This is a genomic window from Novosphingobium endophyticum, from assembly GCF_014640675.1.
Taxonomy (GTDB): Bacteria; Pseudomonadota; Alphaproteobacteria; order Sphingomonadales; family Sphingomonadaceae; genus Novosphingobium; species Novosphingobium endophyticum.
This window is the reverse complement of the sequence record NZ_BMHK01000027.1, coordinates 26,995-48,317: the sequence shown is the minus strand read 5'-3', so window position 1 is coordinate 48,317 and position 21,323 is coordinate 26,995. Positions and strand designations below refer to the sequence as shown.

The 21,323-nt window shown below is 64.8% G+C and carries 16 protein-coding genes; 3 read left to right on the top strand and 13 right to left on the bottom strand.

Annotated features, from left to right (window positions below; translation table 11 throughout):
- Positions 1-200: 200 nt before the first annotated feature.
- From IEX32_RS15965 to zapE, 3 genes are read left to right on the top strand one after another with little or no spacing between them, the layout of a single operon-like run.
- Positions 201-983, top strand: coding sequence for a succinate dehydrogenase iron-sulfur subunit (locus IEX32_RS15965; RefSeq protein ID WP_188772545.1), 783 nt, complete (start codon positions 201-203; stop codon positions 981-983).
- A 20-nt stretch (positions 984-1,003) separates the two neighbouring features.
- Positions 1,004-1,462: a PaaI family thioesterase gene (locus tag IEX32_RS15960; RefSeq protein WP_188772544.1), complete on the top strand. Its 459-nt coding sequence runs from the start codon at positions 1,004-1,006 to the stop codon at positions 1,460-1,462.
- Entirely contained in the window at positions 1,459-2,574 is a 1,116-nt protein-coding gene (gene zapE / locus IEX32_RS15955; protein ID WP_188772543.1) for a cell division protein ZapE, read from the top strand. Before IEX32_RS15960 ends, zapE begins: the two co-directional genes overlap by 4 nt.
- Before the next feature lie 418 nt (positions 2,575-2,992).
- On the opposite strand, the gene IEX32_RS15950 is transcribed toward zapE, so the two are convergent.
- The 13 genes from IEX32_RS15950 to IEX32_RS15890 form a co-directional block, all read right to left on the bottom strand.
- Positions 2,993-5,299, bottom strand: a complete 2,307-nt coding sequence (locus IEX32_RS15950; RefSeq protein WP_188772542.1) for an EAL domain-containing protein — start codon at positions 5,297-5,299, stop codon at positions 2,993-2,995.
- Positions 5,300-5,525: 226 nt separating this feature from the next.
- On the bottom strand, positions 5,526-7,421 hold the full coding sequence (locus IEX32_RS15945; protein WP_188772541.1) for an XrtA/PEP-CTERM system amidotransferase: 1,896 nt from the start codon (positions 7,419-7,421) through the stop codon (positions 5,526-5,528).
- A 12-nt stretch (positions 7,422-7,433) separates the two neighbouring features.
- A complete protein-coding gene (gene xrtA, locus IEX32_RS15940) occupies positions 7,434-8,924 on the bottom strand; it encodes an exosortase A (protein ID WP_229736415.1) in 1,491 nt (496 codons plus the stop codon).
- Between the two features lie 61 nt (positions 8,925-8,985).
- Complete coding sequence (locus IEX32_RS15935) at positions 8,986-10,221, bottom strand: TIGR03087 family PEP-CTERM/XrtA system glycosyltransferase (protein WP_188772539.1); 1,236 nt, start codon at positions 10,219-10,221, stop codon at positions 8,986-8,988.
- Positions 10,221-11,297, bottom strand: coding sequence for a FemAB family XrtA/PEP-CTERM system-associated protein (locus IEX32_RS15930; protein ID WP_188772538.1), 1,077 nt, complete (start codon positions 11,295-11,297; stop codon positions 10,221-10,223). The genes IEX32_RS15935 and IEX32_RS15930 overlap by 1 nt, the downstream gene beginning before the upstream one ends.
- A complete protein-coding gene (locus tag IEX32_RS15925; protein ID WP_188772537.1) occupies positions 11,294-12,166 on the bottom strand; it encodes an XrtA system polysaccharide deacetylase in 873 nt (290 codons plus the stop codon). Before IEX32_RS15925 ends, IEX32_RS15930 begins: the two co-directional genes overlap by 4 nt.
- Before the next feature lie 37 nt (positions 12,167-12,203).
- Positions 12,204-13,436 (bottom strand): XrtA/PEP-CTERM system-associated ATPase, encoded by a 1,233-nt coding sequence (locus tag IEX32_RS15920; RefSeq protein WP_188772536.1) that lies wholly within the window; start codon positions 13,434-13,436, stop codon positions 12,204-12,206.
- 17 nt (positions 13,437-13,453) lie between these two features.
- On the bottom strand, positions 13,454-15,187 hold the full coding sequence (locus IEX32_RS15915; protein ID WP_188772535.1) for a preprotein translocase subunit YajC: 1,734 nt from the start codon (positions 15,185-15,187) through the stop codon (positions 13,454-13,456).
- On the bottom strand, positions 15,184-16,173 hold the full coding sequence (locus tag IEX32_RS15910; RefSeq protein ID WP_188772534.1) for a P-loop NTPase family protein: 990 nt from the start codon (positions 16,171-16,173) through the stop codon (positions 15,184-15,186). The genes IEX32_RS15915 and IEX32_RS15910 overlap by 4 nt, the downstream gene beginning before the upstream one ends.
- An 11-nt stretch (positions 16,174-16,184) precedes the next feature.
- Entirely contained in the window at positions 16,185-17,702 is a 1,518-nt protein-coding gene (locus tag IEX32_RS15905) for an XrtA system polysaccharide chain length determinant (protein WP_188772533.1), read from the bottom strand.
- A 17-nt stretch (positions 17,703-17,719) separates the two neighbouring features.
- Positions 17,720-18,364 (bottom strand): XrtA/PEP-CTERM system exopolysaccharide export protein, encoded by a 645-nt coding sequence (locus IEX32_RS15900; RefSeq protein WP_188772532.1) that lies wholly within the window; start codon positions 18,362-18,364, stop codon positions 17,720-17,722.
- Between the two features lie 171 nt (positions 18,365-18,535).
- On the bottom strand, positions 18,536-19,762 hold the full coding sequence (locus tag IEX32_RS15895) for a pyridoxal-dependent decarboxylase, exosortase A system-associated (protein ID WP_188772531.1): 1,227 nt from the start codon (positions 19,760-19,762) through the stop codon (positions 18,536-18,538).
- Complete coding sequence (locus IEX32_RS15890; RefSeq protein ID WP_188772530.1) at positions 19,759-21,285, bottom strand: acyl-CoA ligase (AMP-forming), exosortase A system-associated; 1,527 nt, start codon at positions 21,283-21,285, stop codon at positions 19,759-19,761. The genes IEX32_RS15895 and IEX32_RS15890 overlap by 4 nt, the downstream gene beginning before the upstream one ends.
- Between the last annotated feature and the right edge of the window lie 38 nt (positions 21,286-21,323).

Sequence of the window (21,323 nt, the reverse complement as noted above, 5' to 3'; positions counted from 1 at the left end):
TGACCCGCGTCGCCATCTCCGAAATCTCCCCATCAAACAATTGGGGACTCACAGATTCAGCACTCTCACCAAATGTCACGCGCTAATTCACCCGATTGCCCTGGACGGTCACCACTCCCCCCTTGCCCCACGCCACCGAATCGCTAGAGGGGTCGCAGAAGCGGTAATTGCCGCAGTGCAAGACCACGGGGATTCTTTTCATGGCCACCTTCACCCTCCCGGCGAACAGCAAGATCAGGAAGCAGGGCAAAGTCCACAAGGCCGAGGGTGCTGCACGCGTCAAGAAGTTCACCGTCTACCGCTACGACCCGGATTCGGGCGAGAACCCGCGCTACGACACTTTCGAGATCGACCTAGACAACTGCGGCCCGATGGTGCTCGACGCGCTCATCAAGATGAAGAGCGAGGCTGATCCCACGCTGACCTTCCGCCGCTCCTGCCGCGAGGGCATTTGCGGTTCCTGCGCGATGAACATGAACGGCACCAACGGCCTCGCCTGCACCACCGCGATCGAGGATCTCAAGGGCGACATCCGCATTACCCCGCTGCCGCACATGGAAGTGATCAAGGACCTCGTTCCCGATTTCACGCACTTCTATGCGCAGTACGCCTCGATCCGCCCCTGGCTGCAAACGGTTTCGACCACGCCCTCGGGCAAGGAACGCCTTCAGTCGCCTGAACAGCGCGAAAAGCTCGATGGCCTTTACGAATGCATCCTGTGCGCCTGCTGCTCAACCTCGTGCCCGAGCTACTGGTGGAACTCCGACAAGTTCCTGGGTCCGGCAATCCTGCTCCAGGCTTACCGCTGGCTCGCGGACAGCCGTGACGAAATGACCGGCGAGCGCCTCGACGAGCTGGAAGACCCGTTCCGCCTCTATCGCTGCCACACCATCATGAACTGCGCCAACGTCTGCCCCAAGGGCCTGTCGCCTGCGCGCGCCATCGCCGAGATCAAGAAAATGCAGGCGGAGCGCCAGGTCTGAACCTCGCGGTCTGAGCCGAGGTGGAAGCTACCAGCGCCTTCATCCACGAGCCTGACCCGCGGAACCCGGGCTGGCATACGTGGGATCTGGTCGAGCAGGACCGTTTCAATCCCGTCGTGATGGGCAAGATGCTCGTGCGGCGCGAGGGAGACCGGTCGGCCCGCCTGCGCCTCGCGGATACGCGGACGATGCATGGCAATCTCCATGGCAACATCCATGGCGGCGTAACACTCAGCCTGATAGACATCGCCATGTTCGCAACCGTTTACGGTGTGATTGGCGAGGACGTTGCAGGTTCGGTCACGCTTGACCTCTCGACACAATTCGTCGGCGCCGGCCGCCTCGGCGAGCCGCTCGACGCCGTCAGTGAAGTAATGAAGGAAACGCGCCGCCTCGTCTTCATCCGCGGCACGGTCGAGCAAGGCGACACCCTTGTCGCGACCTATATGGGCACGCTGCGGAAACCCGCCTCGCGATGACCGGGATGCTGAGCCGATACGAGGCGCTGGTCGCGACCGGTGAACTTCGCTCCGATCCCGAGCAGGCCGCGGCGGCCGAGCGGCTCGACCGGCTCCAGCGCGAAATGTACAAGGCCCGCTCCTCGACCGGCCTGCTGGGCAAGCTCATGGGCAGAAAGCCTGCCGCGCCGCGCGGGGTCTACATGTGGGGCGGCGTCGGGCGCGGCAAGTCGATGCTGATGGACCTGTTCCACGATACACTCGACATAGCCGAAAAACGCCGCGTCCACTTCCACGCCTTCATGCTCGATGTGCATGCACTGCTCCGCGACGAGCGCAAGAAGGAGGCAGGCGACCCGATTCCTCCGGTTGCCGCAGCCATCGCCCGCAACGTGCAGTGCCTCGCGTTTGACGAGATGGTGGTCAACAACTCGGCCGACGCCATGATCATGAGCCGCCTGTTCACGCATTTGATCGTGAACGAAGGCGTGACGATCGTCACCACGTCAAACCGCGCTCCACGCGAGCTCTACAAGGACGGCCTCAACCGCGAGCACTTCCTGCCCTTCATCGACCTTGTCGTACGGGAGCTGGACGTCCTCACGCTGAACGGGCCGACGGATTATCGCCTGCAGCGCCTCGGCGGCATGGCGACCTGGCACCAGCCCCTTGGCGAGGAAGCAACCGCGCAGGCGCGCGAGGCCTTCTACCGGCTGACCGACTATCCGCCCGAGGATGCCGAGCACGTTCCCTCGACCGAAATCGAGGTCGGCGGCGGCCGCATGATGTTCGTTCCCAAAAGCCTCAAGGGCGTGGGAGTCTTCAGCTTCAAGCGCCTGTGCGCCGAAGCCCGCGGCGCGTCGGACTATCTCGCGATCGCTCGCGCCTATCACACGGTCATCCTGGTCGGCGTGCCCCGAATGGGGCCGGATCGGCGCAACGAGGCAGCGCGATTCGTGACCCTGATCGACGCGCTCTACGAGAACAAGGTCAAGCTCATCGTCGCCGCCGATGCCGCGCCGGAAGAGCTGTATCAGGCCGGAACCGGGCGCTTCGAATTCGAGCGGACCATCAGCCGCCTGAACGAGATGCAGAGCGCCGATTATCTCGCGCTCGGTCACGGCGAGAGCTGAATTCGTTAACGAATCGCGAACTCGTGGGAAAACAGCATAGATTCCCGAATCAGGAATCGGCGATTCGATCGAGAGAAATTCTCGAACTGCCGCCTGCATTCAAGAAATGAACACAGAGAAATACCGCGCTGCCAATAAGAAAGCGCTCCAACCCATCAGGTCGGAGCGCTTCTTTTAAGAAACTGCGTCTAGCCTTCGGCGAAAACCTATCAGGAAACTTGAGTTTCTCAGTATGCATTCGCCGAAAAACAATCAGTCGGAAATTTTTACTCCGAAATGACTGCCAACCTTATCGGTTATTAACGGCCGAGACCAGTCCAAAGCCACCAATCTCTCATTGTATTTCCCCATGTGAACCACCGCCATATTGCGGCTGATCACATGGTTAACAATAAGTTAAAGGTATTTCAAGATTTTTTTAACCACTTAGTCGCTCGTGTTCCCCTGCCATGCGTTCCACCAGGTCCGGAAACGGGACAGGCCGGCAGACATAGTACCCCTGTATCATGTCGCAGCCCATGCCCTTCAGAATCTCGAGCGCGGTCCCTGTCTCTACACCTTCGGCAACGACCGTACGGTCCAGCGAATGCGCCATTTCGATGATGGACTGCACGAGAAGGTGGTCCTGCCTGTTCGCCTCCATCGCCTGTATAAATACCTTGTCGATCTTGACCTCCGTAGCGGGAAGATAGCGAAGGTAGTCGATGGTGGCGTTGCCGGTTCCGAAGTCGTCTATGGACAGCCGCAACCCGGACTGGATCAGCCTCTGGAGCATTTGGAAAGTCCGGGAACTGCGGTCGAGTCGATCCGTCTCGGTGATTTCCAGTATCAGTCTTTCCGACGAAAGCCCGTGCAACGCCAGGATCTCTGAAATCATTCCTGGCAAGCCCGGATTGCGCAGCAACTGGGCAGAGATATTGACCGAGATGGAAATGTCGTGCCCTTGGCTTGCGAGATCGACAGCCACGCGCACCGCGTCGTTGATCACGAAGCGGGTGATACGTTCAATCCGGTGGAATTCCTCCGCGATACGAATGAACTTGTCAGGACTGATGGGGCCGCGTTCCGGGTGCGTCCAGCGCACAAGCGCCTCGGCCCCGGTGATCGCATTGGTCTTGACGTCCAGCTTGGGCTGGTAGGCGACCCAGACTTCGCCATTGTCGATCGCGCGATCAAGCTGGGTCAGCAGTGAGATTTCCCACTGGGCTTCGTGCTTGCGGCTATCGTGCTGGTAGAAGAGTTCGTCGTTGCGAACGGCTTCCTCTGCGGATTGCATGGCGCTGGCGACGCGGCTCGAGACCGAACGGTCGAACTCGGAATCGATCCCGCAATTGAACGACAGGTCGATGTCGAGACCGCCCACCTGAATGCCGTTCTGCACGATGCGATGCAGGCCTTCGAGGTTTTCAAACAGATCGAATGTGCTGCGGATGTTCGAGAGCCAGAGGAACATGCCCCCTTCGTGATACACAGTAACGTCATGGTCGCTGATGCGAATACGTCGCACGATCTCATGCGCCATCTGCGCCTCGACGTGCTCCGCGAAGCTTCCGATGATCGCACCGTAATTGCGGATTTTGAGCGCAACGAGGATCTTCGTCGACATCGCATCGAGATTACGAAGCGCATGGGCACTTGGGAGACCCGACACGGCGTTGGTCTCCTCAGCCACTTCAACCCTATCGAGGTTCCGCATCCGGAAAACCGCTACGGTAGCGACCGCAAGTGCGGGGAATATCTCCACATGAATACGCACGTAATCGAGAACGAATGGAGCAGCGATCAGGACCGCCGCAAGGCCTGTGAAACGGTATACGTCGAGAACGCGTCCTCGGCCGACGCCAGAAACAACGATCGCGAATACCAGCAAGAAAGGCGGAAACCAGCCAAGACGGATCGGCAAACCGTGCAGAAGCGTTTCAGCTGCGATCGCGTGAAAATAGCCGCCCGCAGCATATCCCTGCCCGCCAGGCATGAAATGAATGTCATTGTAGGCTACCGAACCGGGGGCAACGATTACGTCCTTGCCACGGACGTTCTCCGTCTGGAAGGAACCCTTCATTACATCGATATAGCTGACTGATGGGATCGTCCGGTAGTCGATGGAGAAGTCCGGCTGGAAGAGTTGGTCAGGCGCCTCGTCCACATCTGCAATCGTAGCCGGAATCGTCCGAAGCCGCCCGACCGGGCTTTCCGAAGAGAACGGAAAGCTTAGGTTGAGCTCCAGCGGATGCTTGAGAGCCATTAGAGATACAATTCTGGCATGCTCTCGAAATGCCGGGCTGGGCAGGTTGCTCGCAAAATTGCCCGTATTCTTGCCGTCACTGCTGGGCAAGGCGCCAAGATATACGCGCCCCTGGTATTTCTTGAGGGCAGCTATGAGGCGACGGTTGCCGTCGCCGTCGTCATCTTCCCGGAGCGCCCTATCGAAGAACACACGCTTTGCACCCGCTTGGAACAAGGCCTCCAATACATCCGCGTCGTTGCCGCGAGAAACGTCGATCTTGCCTAGCCTATCCAGCGTCCGGCTATCCTGCAGGACGAGCGCCACTTCGCCACCCGACGGGTGCCGTCGGAAATAGTCACGTACGCTTGCAAGAACATCCTCAACGGCAAAGCCGATACCCGAAATGCCGCACAGCAGGCCGGTGAGCGTCGCCCAGAAGACGATGCGGAACCGGGCGTTCTTCCAGATCTTGCGCAAGCGCTCCCTGAGACCGGTCACGTCGACCTCGCTTGCCGGCATTCGCGGGAGGCCGACGGCAGATACGCGTCGTCCCTGGGCGAACCGCCCGTCTTAACCCGCAAAATGCTGCTCAAAACCTTCATGAACGTCCCATGATGACGCTTAGAATCTTGGACCTAGAGTAAATGTCCTAAGATTGGGTGTAGTTAATGTTCGTGTTTGTGACGCTTGCGGGATCGCCGGATCCGCCTCTTCCGGCGGGGCCTCAGGCAATACCCATCTTGGTAAACGATCGCTCCAGCATAAACAGTTGCCAGAGCAATCGAGAATTGTCCGAGGTACCCGCGAGGTGCGCATCCACCAGCCCCGTCAGGCTGCGGTTGTCGAACCATCCCGTCCGGGCCAGGAGCGCGCTTGTGCAGATGTCGCGTGCCGGACCGGCCAGTGGGCCGCGGAACCACTGCGCGATCGGCGTGACGAAGCCCTGCTTCGGACGATAGAGGATGTCGTCCGGCAGGAAGCGGCGCATCGTGCGCTTCATCAGCCACTTGCCCTGCCCGCCGCGTACCCGCATCGCTTCCGGCAGCGTGGCGGCGAATTCGATCAGCCGGTGGTCGAGCAACGGTTCGCGCGCCTCCAGCCCGACAGCCATGCTGGTGCGATCGACCTTGGTGAGGATATCTCCGGGCAGCCAGGCCTTGAGATCCGCATACTGCGCCCGATCGAGCCCGGAGCGCGCCGGCGCCGTGCGCATCAGCTCAAGCATCGGCGCTTCCGCGCGGTAGTCGCCGCGCAGGCGGCGGAAATCCCCGGAATAGAGGTTTTCTCGCAGTTCCGGTGGGGTGACCCCGATCGCGCGTGCATAGCCTTCCGCGGAATCGCCCGCCAGCGACAGCAGCGTCGTCTTGGCGCGCAGGGGGCGCGGCGCCCAGTCCGCCTTGGGATAGATCGCCCCCAGCCAGCCGAATACCGGCGCGCGCAGCCCTTGCGGAAGGAGCGCGCGAACGCGGTCCTCTCCATGCTGGAACACATGACGGCGATAGCCGGCCATGGCCTCGTCCGCGCCGTCACCGGAAAGCGCCACTGTCACCGTCTCACGGGCGAGCTGGCACACGCGCCATGTCGGCAGGGCGGATGCGTCCGCGAATGGCTCGTCGAACATCCCCGCCAGGGTGTCGATCATGTCGAAATCGTCGGGCGATACCCGCCGCGCCCGGTGATCGGTGGCGTAGCGCTGCGCCACCTGGCCGGCATAGGCGGTCTCATCGAGGGCGGCGACGTCGAAGCCGATCGAACAGGTCTTCACGGGCCGCGAGCTGGCCTCGGCCATCAGCGCGACAACACTGGAACTGTCGACCCCGCCCGAGAGGAAGGCACCAAGCGGAACGTCGGCGACCATGCGCGAGGACACCGCCTGACGCATGAGGTGCAGCAGTTCCGCCTCCAGATCCTCCACCCGCCCCTTGCGGCGCTCGGCGAAGGAAACGTCCCACCACTGCCGCGCCTTCGGCATGGGCGCGCCGTGGCGAAGGAGCAGCGAATGGCCTGCGGGCAGCTTCGTGACACCCTTGAGTATCGACCGATTGTCCGGGACGTAACCCCAGGCCAGATAGTCCTCGATCGCCAGCGGATCGATCTCGCGCCGCAGCAGCGGATGCGCGAGCAGCGCCTTGAGTTCCGATCCGAAGGCAAGGCTGCCGTCGCTGAGCTGCGCCATGAACAGGGGCTTCACCCCGAGCCGGTCGCGCGCGAGGAACAGTGTCCGGGCGCCGAGATCGTAGATCGCGAAGGCGAACATGCCATGCAGCCGCGTCACGCAGTCCGGGCCCCAGCGCTGCCATGCGGCGAGGATCACCTCGCTGTCGCCCTCGGTGCGGAACCGGGCGCCGGCCTCGCGCAGTTCCTGCCGCAACTCGCGGAAGTTGTAGATCTCTCCGTTGAAGACAAGCATCGCCCGCCCGTCGAGCGAAGCCATCGGCTGGGGCGAGCCTTCAAGGTCGATGATGGAAAGACGCCGGTGGCCCAGCCCGACTCCCGGAGCGGTCCACACTCCCTGCCCGTCCGGCCCGCGATGCGCCAAGGCATCGCACATCGCATCGACCCTTGCAGGGTCCACGGGCTTGGGCGTTTCGAGATGATAGATTCCGGCGATGCCGCACATGCGAAAGCGAGCCTACCGCACTTGCACGATGCGGTCTATCCACGAGCCAGGCGGACCGGTGGACGAAAGGAAATGCGCCACCGCATCGCCGGCGGGCTGATCGGGTCTGTCCACGGCGGAAAGGATCAGCATGGTCGTCGGCCGGGCGCGGAATGTCAGATGGCTACCGATCACGGCCAGCTTCAGCCGCGCATTGCTGCCGGTGAGCAGGTCACCGTTGCGATACCACGTCACGGTCAGCCGCTCGACCCGGCCGGCGCCGAGCAGGCGTTCACTCTTGCCGTTACCCAACGGCCGGCCCGGCCCCTGCCACGCCCAGGCGCTGTCCGGCATGAGCGCGCCCTGCCCGAAGCCGCCTGCCTCGCGGCCCTCGCCCTGGCGGTCGTAAAGCGCGATGAAGACGTCCACCTTGCGTCCCTGCCCATCGACATAGCGGCCAAGCAGGCGGTGCTCCGCGCCCGACGCTGCGGGTTCCCAGCCGATTTGGGGGTTGTAGTCCGCGCGCGTCCAACCCGGCACATGCGGCAAATGGATCTGCTTCGGCAACGGCGCGGAAAGCCGGTCCGCCTCGATCGCCCAGCCTTTCATGGCGACAATGAGCACGGCGAGGCCCAGGATTCCGACAATCGGCGCGATGCGCATCCCCGCTAGACGCGTCAGCCACGGCTTGCGGGCGATGGCCCCGGCATCGATCATCGGATCGTTCGGCGGCCGGTCGAAAAACCGCCACGCTCCGGCCATGACGAGGCCCAGGACGATCGCGAAGAAGAACCAGCCATAGACGATATGGTCGAAGCCCGTGGCCGCTTCGACACCGAAGACCTGCGCGGCATAGATTGTGCCCCAGGCGCGGACCCCGTTCGCCAGAACCGGCACGACGATACAGGCGGCAACCATCGCGATCCGTCGCAGCCAGCTTACGAAACACACGTTGGCGGCGAGCACGCCGAACGCGACCATCGCGATCAGGAATTTCACGCCGGAGCAGGCTTCGGCGACTTCGAACAGTCCTGCCGGCGTATCGATGAAGACGCCGTCAATGACCGCCGGAATGCCGCTGGCATGCGTCAGAACAACAGTGATGTCGGCCGTGATCGTCTGCAGCACCTCGACGAGTTCCTCTCCCAGAGGAACGAGAAACGCAAGGTAGGCGAGAGGGAACAAGAGGCCGAACGCCACGCGCGGTCCGAGCAGAAGCGGCACGGATGCTCCAAGCATGGCCACGGCGCCGGCCTGCCGCGCGAGATCGAGGCCGGACATCGCCCCCAACAACCAGAGAAAACCTGCCCCGGAGCAGAGCACCAGGCCCGGCCACCAGACTTGCGGTTCGAGCTTCTGCAACTCCCCCCAGCGCTGCCACACAAGCCAGGCAAGGATCGGCGGCAGCAGGAGGACATGGTTGTAGGTGGAAATGTCCCACCATTGCAGCGCCATTGCGCTCCAATCGGCCGCGAACGCGAGGAACAGGACGAGCCAGACGAAGGCCAGGCGCAGGACAGGCATGCGCCATGCAGGCGGAATGCCCTGTCTGTCCAATGCCGAGGATACCGATATCGAGCGCATGTCAGGCCACGCCGCTCAGGCATCGCTCATCGCGGCGGACATATTCGGGAAGACGCCCAAGCGCGGTTTTCCAGCTAGCGTTCTCCACGATCCACCGCCGCGCCGCCTGGCCCATCGCCCGCGCTCGCGCCGGGTTCTGGGCCAGCGAGAATATCGCCCCGGCCAGGGCAGCGTCGCTTTCAGCGATCAGGAAATCGCGGCCATCCTGCGCGTCGATTCCGGTCGCCGCGCCCGGGCTGAGCACCACGGGCAAGCCCATCGCCATCGCCTCGAGCACCTTGTTCTGCACGCCGCGTGCGATGTCGAGCGGCACCAGCGCGATATCGGCAGCAGCAAGCCAGGGCCGGATATCGTCGACGCGGCCCCACACGTTGGTCCCATCGACGCAATCGCGCTCGCGCAGCTCGGGCGTCGGATTGCGGCCGACCACGTGGAACGACGCGTAGCGGCAAGCCGAGCGGACGGCCGGCATGATCCGGGTCACCGCCCGGAGCGCGGCCTCGACATTGGGGGCATAGTCCATCTGGCCGGTAAAAATGATGCGCGGACCGCCCAGCACTTTCATGCGGGATTCCGGGATGACGCTGGCGGGATCGTAGAACGCACTGTCGAGACCGTTGCCCATCGCATGAATGGTGCCGATTCGCGCGATGCCCTTGGGAAGATTCGAGCGCAAAAGAGCCGCTTCGGCCGAACTGATCAGCAGTGTAACATCGGCCCGCGCGACAATGCGCGCCTCTTCCGCGCGGAGCAGACGGCTCTCGCGCCGTTCCATCCAACTGCGAAATCCGTGGCTTTTCGCGGCATAGGCCCCAAACTTGGCGGAATCGACGTCGACCAGATCGGCCACGACCCGGCCCTTGAAGCCGGCCGGAACGTACTGCGCCATCTGCCCGGAGAAGACATAGATCACGTCTATGGGGTGACGGCGAAGCGTCTCGGCCACCCATGAGCGCAGCCTGCGGTCGTCGAATCCCGTGAGGCTCACCGGCTTGCCGATAGCCAGAGCCTCAACCGCGGCCTGCGACAGGCACTTGCTGCGACGAACGAGTATATGGCTCGCGGCGAGGCCCGCCAGTTCGTCCTCGCAGTCAAAGTCTTGCGCGTCGTCGGCAAAGGTCCCCACATGGACCGGCGCGATGGCGGCCAGCGCCTTGACGACATTGTGCGAGCGAATCTTGTCCCCCCGATCGGGCGGGAAAGGAATCCGGTGGGACAGGAACAGAATGTCGCCCATCAGCCGATCCCCCTTGCGATCAGGGGACCGACGCGATTGGCGAGGCCCAGCGGCAGCTTACGCCAGATCGCGATCTGCAGCGACAGCCTGGAACTTGACGGATCGGCCTCCCGCACAGCCGCGCCCGGCGCGGTCCAGTTCGCGTATGTCAGCGGCTCGGGCTCGAAACCCCAGTTGCGCTTGAAATGATAGGCCCCGCTGCCCGTCTTGGAGCGGCCGAAGTCGAACGCGGTGCAACCGCGCCGGCGGGCATGAAGCATCAACTCGTAATACATACGGTCATTGGCGCGAAGGCGGCGCGCATCCCACGTGCCGCCGCCCCAGTACGGCATGGCCGCGCCCTTGTGATAAAGCGTGATGACGCTGGCAACCGGCCGGTTATCGTGGCGCACGGTAAGGATGTCCGCGTCTGTGCCGAATGCATCGACGACGCTGTCCAGAAGCATGCGCGGGAAGACCGGCGTGCCGAGATTGCGGTAGCTCTCGGCAAAGACCGCGTAGTGGGCGGCGCGGTCGCGCTGCGAGCGACCGACCTCGACGGTCAGGTCATTGGCCAGCGACTTGCGCACTTCGGCGCGCTGCTTGCGCGGAACGGCAAGAAGTTGAGCCTCGTCGTCTGCCGCGAGCCGGCGGGCAAAGTTGCAATGCGATTCGGTCTTGAGCGACCAGCCCCCGCTTTCCTCAGGCAATTCGCCGCCGCGCAGTTCGATCGCAGGGCAGGCAAGCCTTTGCGCAAGTTCCTCGGCGGCAGTGAAGACCGCTTGCGGATCGGCACCGTCCCTCACCAGCAGGCCACCGCCCACGGCAAAACCCGTAGAGGCAAGCATGTTGCCGAAGATCGGCGAGCGGATCGCGTCGAGCGGGAGATAGCCGACGATTTCTCCGCGTAATTCCTGCACCAGGGCCAGCGGACGGTTACCGGTCGCGCCCGCGACAGCAACGAACCAAGCAGGGCGGTGAAAGGGCGTGCCCTGCGGATGCCCGGCGACGAAGCCCTCGAGCCGGGCAACCTCGTTGGGATCGGCGAGATCGACCAGACGCACCCCGCCGCGGGACAAGGCGAAGGGTGCGTTCATGCCGCCAGCGCCACCGCGCAGGCCGCTTCACGCGCGGCAACTTCGTCCATGCGCCCCCAGGCGAACTCGTCGATCAGCTGGCGCAGCTTGCCCGCCATGGCGTCGAGCTTGGTGTAATGCCGCAGCCGCGAGCGCAGCGTCGCCCCGGCGACGCGCGGCTGGTCGGGATCGATTTCCCACGGATGGAAATAGAACACGGCGGGGCGTCCCTCCCGCCGGTTCACCTGCCGGATCGCCCAGCGCGAGAAGCCGTACGGCAGAACCCGGAAAAAGCCCCCGCCCCCGGCCGCGAGCCGGCGGCCCGCGAAGACGGCGGTGGTAACGGGAATTTCAAGCAGGCCGCTTCCGGGCAGCGGATGGAATGCGAAGCGCGGCGCTTCGCGCCAGCCGTAATGGTCGTGGGCGACAGGGGCGACGCTCGAAGAGTAGGCATAGCCATGCTCCGCCAGCACGTCGAATGCCCAGGGCGTGCGCGCGTCGATCGAGAAGCTCGGTGCGCGGTAGCCGGTCACCGCCACGCCCGAAGCATCCTCGATGGCCTTGCGGCTCATGTCGAGATCGCGCGCGAAGCCCGCCGCGTCCATGCGAAAGACCCGCTCATGTCCCCAGCCGTGGCTGGCGACCTCGTGCCCTTCCCCGGCGATCCTGCGCATCAGACTGCCGTGGCGCTGCGCCACCCAGCCCAGCGTGAAGAAAGTGCCCTTCACGCCGGCATCGGCGAACATCTGCAGGATCAGGTCGCAGTTGCGTTCCACACGGTCGGTCAGCCCGCCCCAGCTGTCGCGGGAAATGACGTTCTCGAAAGCGCCGACCTGAAACCAGTCCTCTACGTCTACCGAGAGACCATTGATCGGTTGCGGAAGATTCATCGGGCGCATTTTCGGGACTGGCTCAGACAACCAAGCATCAGGCGGCGCGGCGCTGGCCTTCGCCGCTCTCGATCCATTCGATCAGCATCGTCAGGGTGTGCCGTAAGAGGCGCTCCTGCTCGTCGAGGCGCGCTTCCAGCACGGCCGCACGCTCGTCTGCCACCGCCAGCTGCGCCTGGAGCGATGCGACCAGTTCGCCGCTGGCCGAATCCGGCGCGTGCTCCTCGCTGCGTCGTTCAGCCGCCATTGCCAGTTCGAGCACCGCCTGCTGAAGCTCGGTGATCTGCGAATCGCGGTCGGCCAGAGCGGATTCGATCAGGGCAAGGGCCTGCACGGCATCGATGGCGTCATCGCGAACGGGACTCGCGGCATGGTCCTCAGGCTCGCACCCGGACGGTTCGATCGCCGGCCGGTCGGGCTCCTGCCCGCGGCGCGCTGGGCTGACGAGCGAGATCGCACCGTCATCGTTCAATTCGCCGAGGATCTGGGTGAGCATCTCGCCATCGATCCGCGTACGCTGGTCGACGGCGCCCAGCAGCAGCAGGCGGCTGACAATCTGGTTGATCCGGCGGGGAATGCCGCCCGTCGCCTCATAGATTTCGCCGAACACCTCATCCGCGAAGCCGGGATTGCCGGTCCAGCCGACGCACTTCAGACGATGTTCGATATAGGCCTGCACTTCGTCCGGCTGCATCGCCGCGAGGTGGTGCGTCGCGATCACGCGCTGACGAAGCTGCTCCAATTCCTCGCTTTCGAGCAGGATATCGCGGAACTCGGGCTGGCCCAGCAGCAGCGTCTGCAGCAGCGGATGCGAGCCGAGCTGGAAGTTGGACAGCATCCGCAACTCTTCGAGCGCCGCGATGGAAAGGTTCTGCGCTTCGTCCACGATCAGCAGGCAGCGGCGTCCGGCGCGCGCTTCCTCGTGCAGGAAGCCTTCGATCGCGCCAAGCGCCGAGGCCTTGTCATGCCCGGCGACCGGAAGCCCGAAGGCCTGCGCCACAACGTGGACGATCTCCTCGCCGTCGAGCGCGCTGGTAACGACCTGCGCGGCGGTCATGCGCGCGGGGTCGATCGTCGCCATGAGGTGCGCGACAAGCGTGGACTTGCCCGCGCCGACCTCGCCGGTGATCACCACGAAGCCCTCGCCCTGGGCAAGGCCATAGCCAAGGTAGGACAGCGCCTTGCGATGCGTGTGGCTCTCGAAATAGAAGGCCGGATCGGGCGTGAGCTGGAACGGCCTGCCTTCAAGCCCGTAGAATTCGTCGAACATCACTCCTCCTTCGGACTTCAGAAATTATACCGCAGCCCGACAAGGGCGGACGCGGTCCAGATATCGTTGATCGCCGGGTCGTCGCGGGTCGCCCCGTCGATCCCGACTGCGGCCGTTGCACGCAGGCGCTGGGTCAGCAGGCGATAGTAGGCCGCCGTCACACCATAGCCGGAAACGTCGCCGACGAGCGGGTCGCTGCTCGAGAGCCAGTTGGCATAGGCATTGGCGCTCCAACCCGCATCGCGGCCCAGCGCGCCGCTGATATAGGCCGCCAGCCAGTAGTTCTCGTCGATCACGCCATTGGCGGAGGCCAGGATCGTACCTTCCGCCGCGATAAACTTGCGGCGGTCGTAACCCGCGCCGATGCCGGCATTCATGAGGCCGATCCTGCGCGAATAGCTGGCCGCGATACCCGGCGCCCGGAACGTCGCCGAACGTACCGAGCCCAGCGCGCCGGCAAGGCAATTGCTGCCCTCAAGCGAAGAAACGCAGCCGCGCAGGTCTCCGGTGATGGGATCACGCACCGCCTCGAAATCGTCGGGCAACTCGTCGATCAGACGGTTGAGGTGGCCGCCGAAGCCCGCGACGTTGTCATAGACGGACACGCTGAACTGGCTGCGATCGTTGGGCGCATAGGCCAGTGTGCCGCCATAGCTGGTCGTGCCGTAGCGGCGGCCCACATGGGCGGAGAGCGACGTCCGGCGGCTGGGGCGCCACATGACCGCGACGTCCCAGATCAACCCGTCGACGTCGTAGGCAATCTGGCGCGGCGCGCTCTTGTCGGTCACGAAGCGGCCGTTGCTGCCAACAACCGGATCGCCGTCGGCGTCACGCAGCGCATCGCGGCTGGAGATTTCGACATCCTCGTAACCGATCGCGCCCACGGCCTGCACCGTGCGGGAAACCGGCACGGTCACCATCGCGCGGGCCTGCATGTCACGTACCCGCTGGTCGAGGTTGGAGATGTCCTCCTGATAAAAGCTGCCTGCCACGGCAAGGCCGACCGGCAGCACATCGTAAGGCGCCACGCCCGCCTCAACGTCGGCGACCTGCACCACGCTCTTGTCGAAGACGTCGCTCGCCGCACCGCCCGGCGTCGCGACGAAGGCGTCGGAGTGCTCCACTTTGGTGAAGCCGGCACGGTAGTTCGCGTTGATGTTGACGTCGCCGGCGCGGGTGGCGACCGAGGGACCGCCGTAGATGGAATAGACGTTGGTTCTGGAATCGCCGTCGAAAAGACCTCCCGCGAGCGCCGATCCGCCGTTCTCGACGTTGACCTGCGTGGCGAGCCCGCCCGCCTCGATCGTCACCCCCGGCACGACGGTCGCATAGCCGCGCACGATGCCGCTGATCGCGTCGCCGTCGCTCGCCCTGTCACTCCAGCCGATCCGACGCTCGTAACGCACCGAGGCCGAGACCGCGTTGCGCTGGCCGGATATCCCCGCATCGATGCCGGCGGCGACCTCGGTATATGTCAGGACGTCGTCGCCGGGAGAAAGCTCGGCGGTGACCACCTGATTGACCTCGATATAGGGCTGCACGACGAGACGCCGGCTCCCCTTGCCCCTGCCGGCTCGCTTGCTCGGCTTGTAAGGCTCCGCCTGCGCGGCGCCCTCGCCGCCCTCGGCATCGGGCTGATCGTAACCGATGATCTGCGCTTGCGCGCCGCAAGGCAAGGCGAGTGCGAGAACCGCCGTCAGCGACGCCAGCGCGACGGCCGGGCGCGAGTGTTTCCGTGTTCTGCGGATCATCCCCTGTATCCGTAGTAGCTCCCGAAGCGGCGACCGCTCGGGCTGAATTGCGCTGCGTTCAAAAGCAGCTGAATGTTCGGGCAGGCGCCCAGGAGCGAGACCGCATCCTCCAGCGCGCCCTGCCCGGTCTTGTCGGCCCGTACGATCACCACGGTCTGGCCGACGTACTTGGCGAGTTCGGCGGCGGGCGAAGCGGCGAGCACGGGCGGAGAATCGAAGATCACCATGCGGTGCGGCGCACCCTGAGTGAGCCGGTCGAGCACGCGTGCGGTGCGCGAGCTGGAAAGGTATTCGCTGTCGTTGTTCGAAACATCGCCCGCCGGCAGCACCCAAAGGCCGGGGATGTCAGTGCCGAGGACACAGTCGAGCACGTCGATGCTCTCGTCCATCAGCGCGTCCATCAGCCCGGGGCCGCCGGGCAGCCCCAGCGCGGAGAGGATCGACGGCTTGGCGAAATCGGCATCGACCAGCAGGACTTCGCTTTCCTTCTCGACCGCGATCGACAGGGCGAGATTGAGCGCGCAATAGGTCTTGCCCTCGCCCGGATGCGGCGAGGTGATGAGCACGCGCTGGGCCGAAGGTCCCGCCTTCTGCCGGCGAAGATCGGCGGACTGCACCAGAAGCTGGCGCTTGACGATGCGAAATTCCTCCAGGAGCGTGGTGACCGTGCCTTCGGGCACAATCAGCCCTTGCTCGCGCAGCAGATCACGGTCGATCAGGCGATGCTCGTCCCGGAACCGGGCCATCTCCACCGGCGGCGCGGTCACGGCTTCGGCGACCGGCGCCGTTTCGTTCCGGGGCGCAGTCGCGGGCGTGGCCGCCTCGGCGACGGGAGGCGGAGCCCGGCGCGCCGTCTCGCGCGGCAGCGGAGCCGGACGGGCAATCAGGCTGTTGAGATCGAAACCGCCGGTAGCGCGCTCGATCAGCGATTTGCCGGCGCTGTCGCCGGGCTTGCCCGGAACGGTGATCCTGGTCTGGTCGGTCATCTGCGTTCCCCTCAGGCCACCATGCCGCGCTGGATGAATTCGGCGGCGAGCAGCACGACGAAGAGCACGCCCAGCCCCGCGCTGGCGCCATAGAAGTACTTCATGCGGCGCCTGCGCACCGCGCGCGCGGCCTCGGTAAGGTTCTGCGAGATCGCGCCGAGCACCGGCAGGTCCATCGCGCGCTCAAGGCTCGCTGCCGTCGCGAAAACCGAACGGAACCGGCTGAGCGCGAAAGCTCCTGCACAGCCGCCGCCAATCCCGACGATGAGCACACCAAAGAGCAGCAGCGGGCGGTCGGGCGCGATGGGAGTACGCGGCGTCGTCGGCGGATCGACCACCTGGAACTTCACCGCTTCGCGCTCGGTCTTCACTTCGCCGCGCAGCTTCAATTCCTCGCGGTCCTGCAGGAGCTTGTCGTACTGCCGGCGAAGCACGTCGTAATCGCGGTTGATGCGCTGGGCCTCGCTCGCCAGTTCGGGATTCTGGATGGCCTGCGCCGTAAGCGTGGCGACCTCCGATTGGAGCGCGGCCTTGCGCGATGTCAGCGCCTGCATGTTGGCCTGGCGTTCGGCACGGATCGACTGGAGCGAGGTATAGGCCGGATTGGGCATGCCGATGCCGTTCGCCGCTTCCTGGGCTGCCGGCCCCTTGAGCGCATTGACCTGGTTGCGCGCGGCAACGACGTCGGGGTGCTCGTCGGTCAGGCCGCGCGCGCGCAGCGATGCCAGGTTGGATTGCGCCTGCGCCAGTGCGGCCCCTGCCCCGCCGCCACCGCCGGGGATCGTCCGGGGCGTTCCGGCAAGCTGGCCTTCGATCGCCGCCAGCGCGGCCTGCGCGGCAGCAAGATCGCCTTCGACCCCGCGCATTTCGGCCCGCGCGCCTTCTAGCCGCTGGGCATTCATCGCGCCGCCTTGCGCCATCTCCGGATGCTTCGCTTCGAACGCCACGCGTTGCTGCTCGGCATCCTCGAGCTGCTTTTCCCGCTGGGCGAGTTGCTGGTTCACGAATTCCAGGGTCTCGACCATCTCGCCGCGATTGCCGGACAGGTTTTCCTCGCGGAAGATGTCGATCAGCTTCTGGGCGATGTTCTGCGCAAGCCTGGCGTTCTCGGCATCGGAGAACGAGGAATAGTTGGCCGTCGCCGTGATCTCGAAGAGGTTGTCCTGCTGGCTGACGACCTTCACGTTCTCGGCAAGGCCAAGCACCGCCGCTTCCATCTGCTTGGGCGATTCGAGCGTGTCGCCGATGCGCGTGGCGCGCACGACTTTCTCGAGGTTCACCGCGCTGGTCAGCGTTTGGCGGATGCGCTCGATGTCGCGCTTCTTGTCGGCCACGCCGATGCCGACCTGTTCGGCCAGTGCGTCGTCGAGCTGGATGAAGATGCGCGCGCGCGATTCATAGCTGTTGGGGATCATCGCCACGACCAGCCAGCCCAGCAGGCAGATGCCCCAGGCAATGCCCAGGGCTATCCAGCGCCGGCGCCAGACGCTGTGGATCGCCGCCAGCAGCTCTTCGTAGAGGGAGTTCATCGCGCCGCGCCGTCCCTTCAGAACATGCTTTCAGGGATGATGATCACGTCGCCGGGGGAGAGCATGACGTTCGCCTTGCTGTCGCCCTTCTTGAGCAGGTCGTCCAGTCGCAGCGCGTATTCCTTCTGCTTGCCGGCAGTCTTGTCGAAGCGGATCAGGCGTGCCTTGTTGCCGGCGGCGTACTCGGACAGGCCGCCCACGGCGATCATCGCATCGAGCACGGTCATGTTCGCACGATAAGGGATCGAGGCCGGCTTCTCGGTCGCGCCGACGATCCGGATCTGCTGGCTGAACGTGCCGGCAAAGCTGTTGACGATAACCGATACCAGCGGATCCTCGATGTATTGCGACAGCTGTAGGCGAATATCCTGCGCCAGCATCGAGGGCGTCTTGCCCACTGCCGGCATGTCGGTGATCAGCGGCGTCGTGATGCGCCCGTCCGGCCGCACCTGAACCTTCGCGCCAAGCTCCGGGTTGCGCCAGACGAAGATCGTCAATTCGTCGAGCGGGCCGATCACGTATTCCTCGCCCGGTCCTTCCTGCATGGCGACGAACGAGGCAGGGGGAAGCTCGGGCCCGGAAGCACCGCCCATGCATCCGGTCAGGGTCACACTCGCGAGCGCGCAAGCGGTCAGCAGACGGGGCAGACGGCGATACGGCATGAACACTTCCCTCAACGCGCCAGCCCGCCGCATAGCCAGCGCTCGCGGGGGACTTGGCAAATCCAGCCTCCGCTATCGGTCAAAAGGGTGAACATAGCGTTAGCCTTGTACGGCTAATTCGCGCCCGGTCCCGGAATGGGACGCGCAGGTATTCAAATGCTTACAGCTATTTCAGACGAGCATTTCCCGCGCTGGCCCCTGGCCGAGGAAACTGGCCGGACTGGCGCTGGCGCCATAGGCGCCCGCGCAGAACACGGCGACCAGATCCCCAACGTCCGCTCGCGGAAATCCGCCCTTGTCCGCCAGTTTGTCGAGCGGCGTACACAGGCAGCCGACGATCGTCGCCTCTTCCTCCACCGCCGCGTCGAAGCGGGTGGCAATGGCGGAGGGGTAGTTGCGACGCACCACGGTGCCGAAGTTGCCCGAAGCGGCGAGCTGGTGGTGCAGGCCGCCGTCGGTAATGAGGAAAACCTCGCCGTGGCTGACCTTGCGATCGACGATTCGCGCCAGATAGACGCCCGCCTCGCCCACCAGATAGCGGCCGAGTTCGATGCAGAAAGCGGTGTCCGCGAGCACATCGGGCAGGCTTTCAAAGCGCTCGGCAAGCCGCTGGCCGACGAGATCGAGATCGACCGGAGCGTCCCCCGGAAAATAGGGGATGCCCAGGCCGCCGCCGAGATTGCAATGCGGCAGCGGCACACCGCTCTCCCCGGCAAGGCGCGCCGCCAGTTCGAGCGCCTGCGCCTGGGTCTCGGCAATCGCTTCGGCATCGAGCGCCTGGCTGCCCGCGAAGATGTGGAATCCACCCCACTCGGCTCCGCTTCCGACGACCTCGCGCACCAGTGCGGGGACACGCTCGGCATCGACGCCGAAAGGCTTGGCCCCTCCCCCCATCTTCATGCCCGAGCCCTTGAGATCGAACGCCGGATTGACGCGGATCGCCAGGCGCGGGGTCACGCCGAGGCGTTCGGCGATAACCAGCGCGCGTGCCGCTTCGCCTTCGGATTCGAGATTGAGAGTGACGCCGGCAAGGATCGCCGCCTCCAGTTCGGCGTCGCGCTTGCCCGGACCGGCGAAGCTGACCCTTCCCGGCGCGATGCCCGCGTCCCGCACGATCTGCAGCTCGCCGCCCGAGGCAATGTCGAAACCGTCGACAAGGCCGGACATCAACGAAAGCAGCGGCGCGAACGGATTGGCTTTCACGGCATAGTGCAAGGCAAGGCGTTCCGGCATCGCGGCGCGCAAGGCCGCGACACGCGCTCGCACGAGATCGGCCGAATAGAGAAAGAGCGGCGTGGAACCGGCCTGCTCGACCCAGTCGGTCACCGGCTTGCCGCCCACCGCGAGCACGCCGTCGATGGCACCATAAGCCGAGGGGATCGGCCCCAGCGCCTTCATGCGGCCAGCTCCGCCTGAAGCCTGGTACGGTCGATCTTGCCGTTCGGCCCGATCGGCATGACATCGCGCCAGTGGATGACCTTTGGGTGCATGAAATTCGGAAGCTCCTGCATAAGCTTACGCGGCAATTCTTCCTCTGCGTCTGAAGCCGCCGGTGCCGCCCTGACGATCAGGTGGATGGCTTGCCCCAGCCGTTCGTCGGGCAGGCCGAGCGCAACGGCCTCTGCGACGAGACCGGTCGCCAGCGCCGCTTCCTCGATCTCCTGTGGGCTGATGCGATTGCCCGCGCTTTTGATCATCGCGTCGCGCCGGCCGACGAAATAGAGCAGGCCATCCACATCACGCCTGACCCGATCGCCCGACCAGACGGCCATGCCGCCATAGGCCGACGCGGCGGGCGCCGACCGGAACCGTTCGGCCGTGCGCGCCGCGTCGCGCCAATATCCCCGCGCGACGAGCGGACCGCAATGCACCAGTTCGCCTTCTTCTCCATCCTGAGCAATCTCACCCATATCATTGATAACAAGTACTTCTGAGTGAGGAATGGCCTTGCCCATCGATGTCGGGTGAGTGTCGATCAGCGCCGGATCGAGGTAGGTCGAGCGGAAAGCCTCGGTCAGCCCGTACATCGCGAAAAGGCGCGCGCTGGTGAACAAGGCACGCAGCCGGCGGACGAGATCGACCGTCAACGCGCCGCCGCTGTTGGTCAACCGGCGCAGCCTCGCGGCGGTCTGCGGCGACCAGTCCAGTTCGCAGAGCTGCACCCAGAGCGGCGGAACGGCGGCAAGCGTGGTGGTGGCATGGCGCTCCACCGCTTTCATGACGTCACGCGGCACGAGGTAGTCGAGCGGTACGACGCATCCGCCGGCATGCCACGTCGAAAACAGCTGATTCTGACCGTAATCGAATGAGAGGGGCAGCACGGCCAGAGTGCGGTCGTCGCTCTCGAGCCCAAGGTAGGTGGCGACGCTTTCGGCCCCCAGCCACAGGTTCGCATGGCTGAGCATGACCCCCTTGGGCCGCCCGGTCGAACCGCTGGTATAAAGGATCGCCGCGAGTTCATCGGGATCGGCCTGCGAGGGTGCCAGATCCTCGCCAAGCTCCCGGGCCGCAGCAAGGGCAGCAGGCTCCTCGACGACACGGCAGCCCCAGGGCACGTCGTCCTCCCCCAGCGTCCCGAGGCGCGCGGGCGTGCCGATCAGCATCGCGGCGCCGCTATCGGACAGGATATGCGCCACCTGTGCATGCTTGAGCAGCGGATTGACGGGCACGTGCACCAGTCCGGCCCGCGCGGCGGCGAGCGGCAGCAGACAGGTCAACTCGCCCTTTGCCGCCCAGCTCGCCACCCGCGCGCCTTTTTCCGGCACCTCGCGCGCAAGCCAGGCGGCGAGACGGGAGACACGCGTTCTTAAGTCCTTGTAGCTAAGAACACCCTCGCGCAGCACGAGCGCGTCGGCCGCCCCGTCCCCGCGAAGGACAAGGTGGTCGAGCGGCAGGATCGGATTTTCGCTCTGGCCGCGCATGTCTTTGGCAAGTGCTCCCGCTGGGTTCTGGAAGGTAG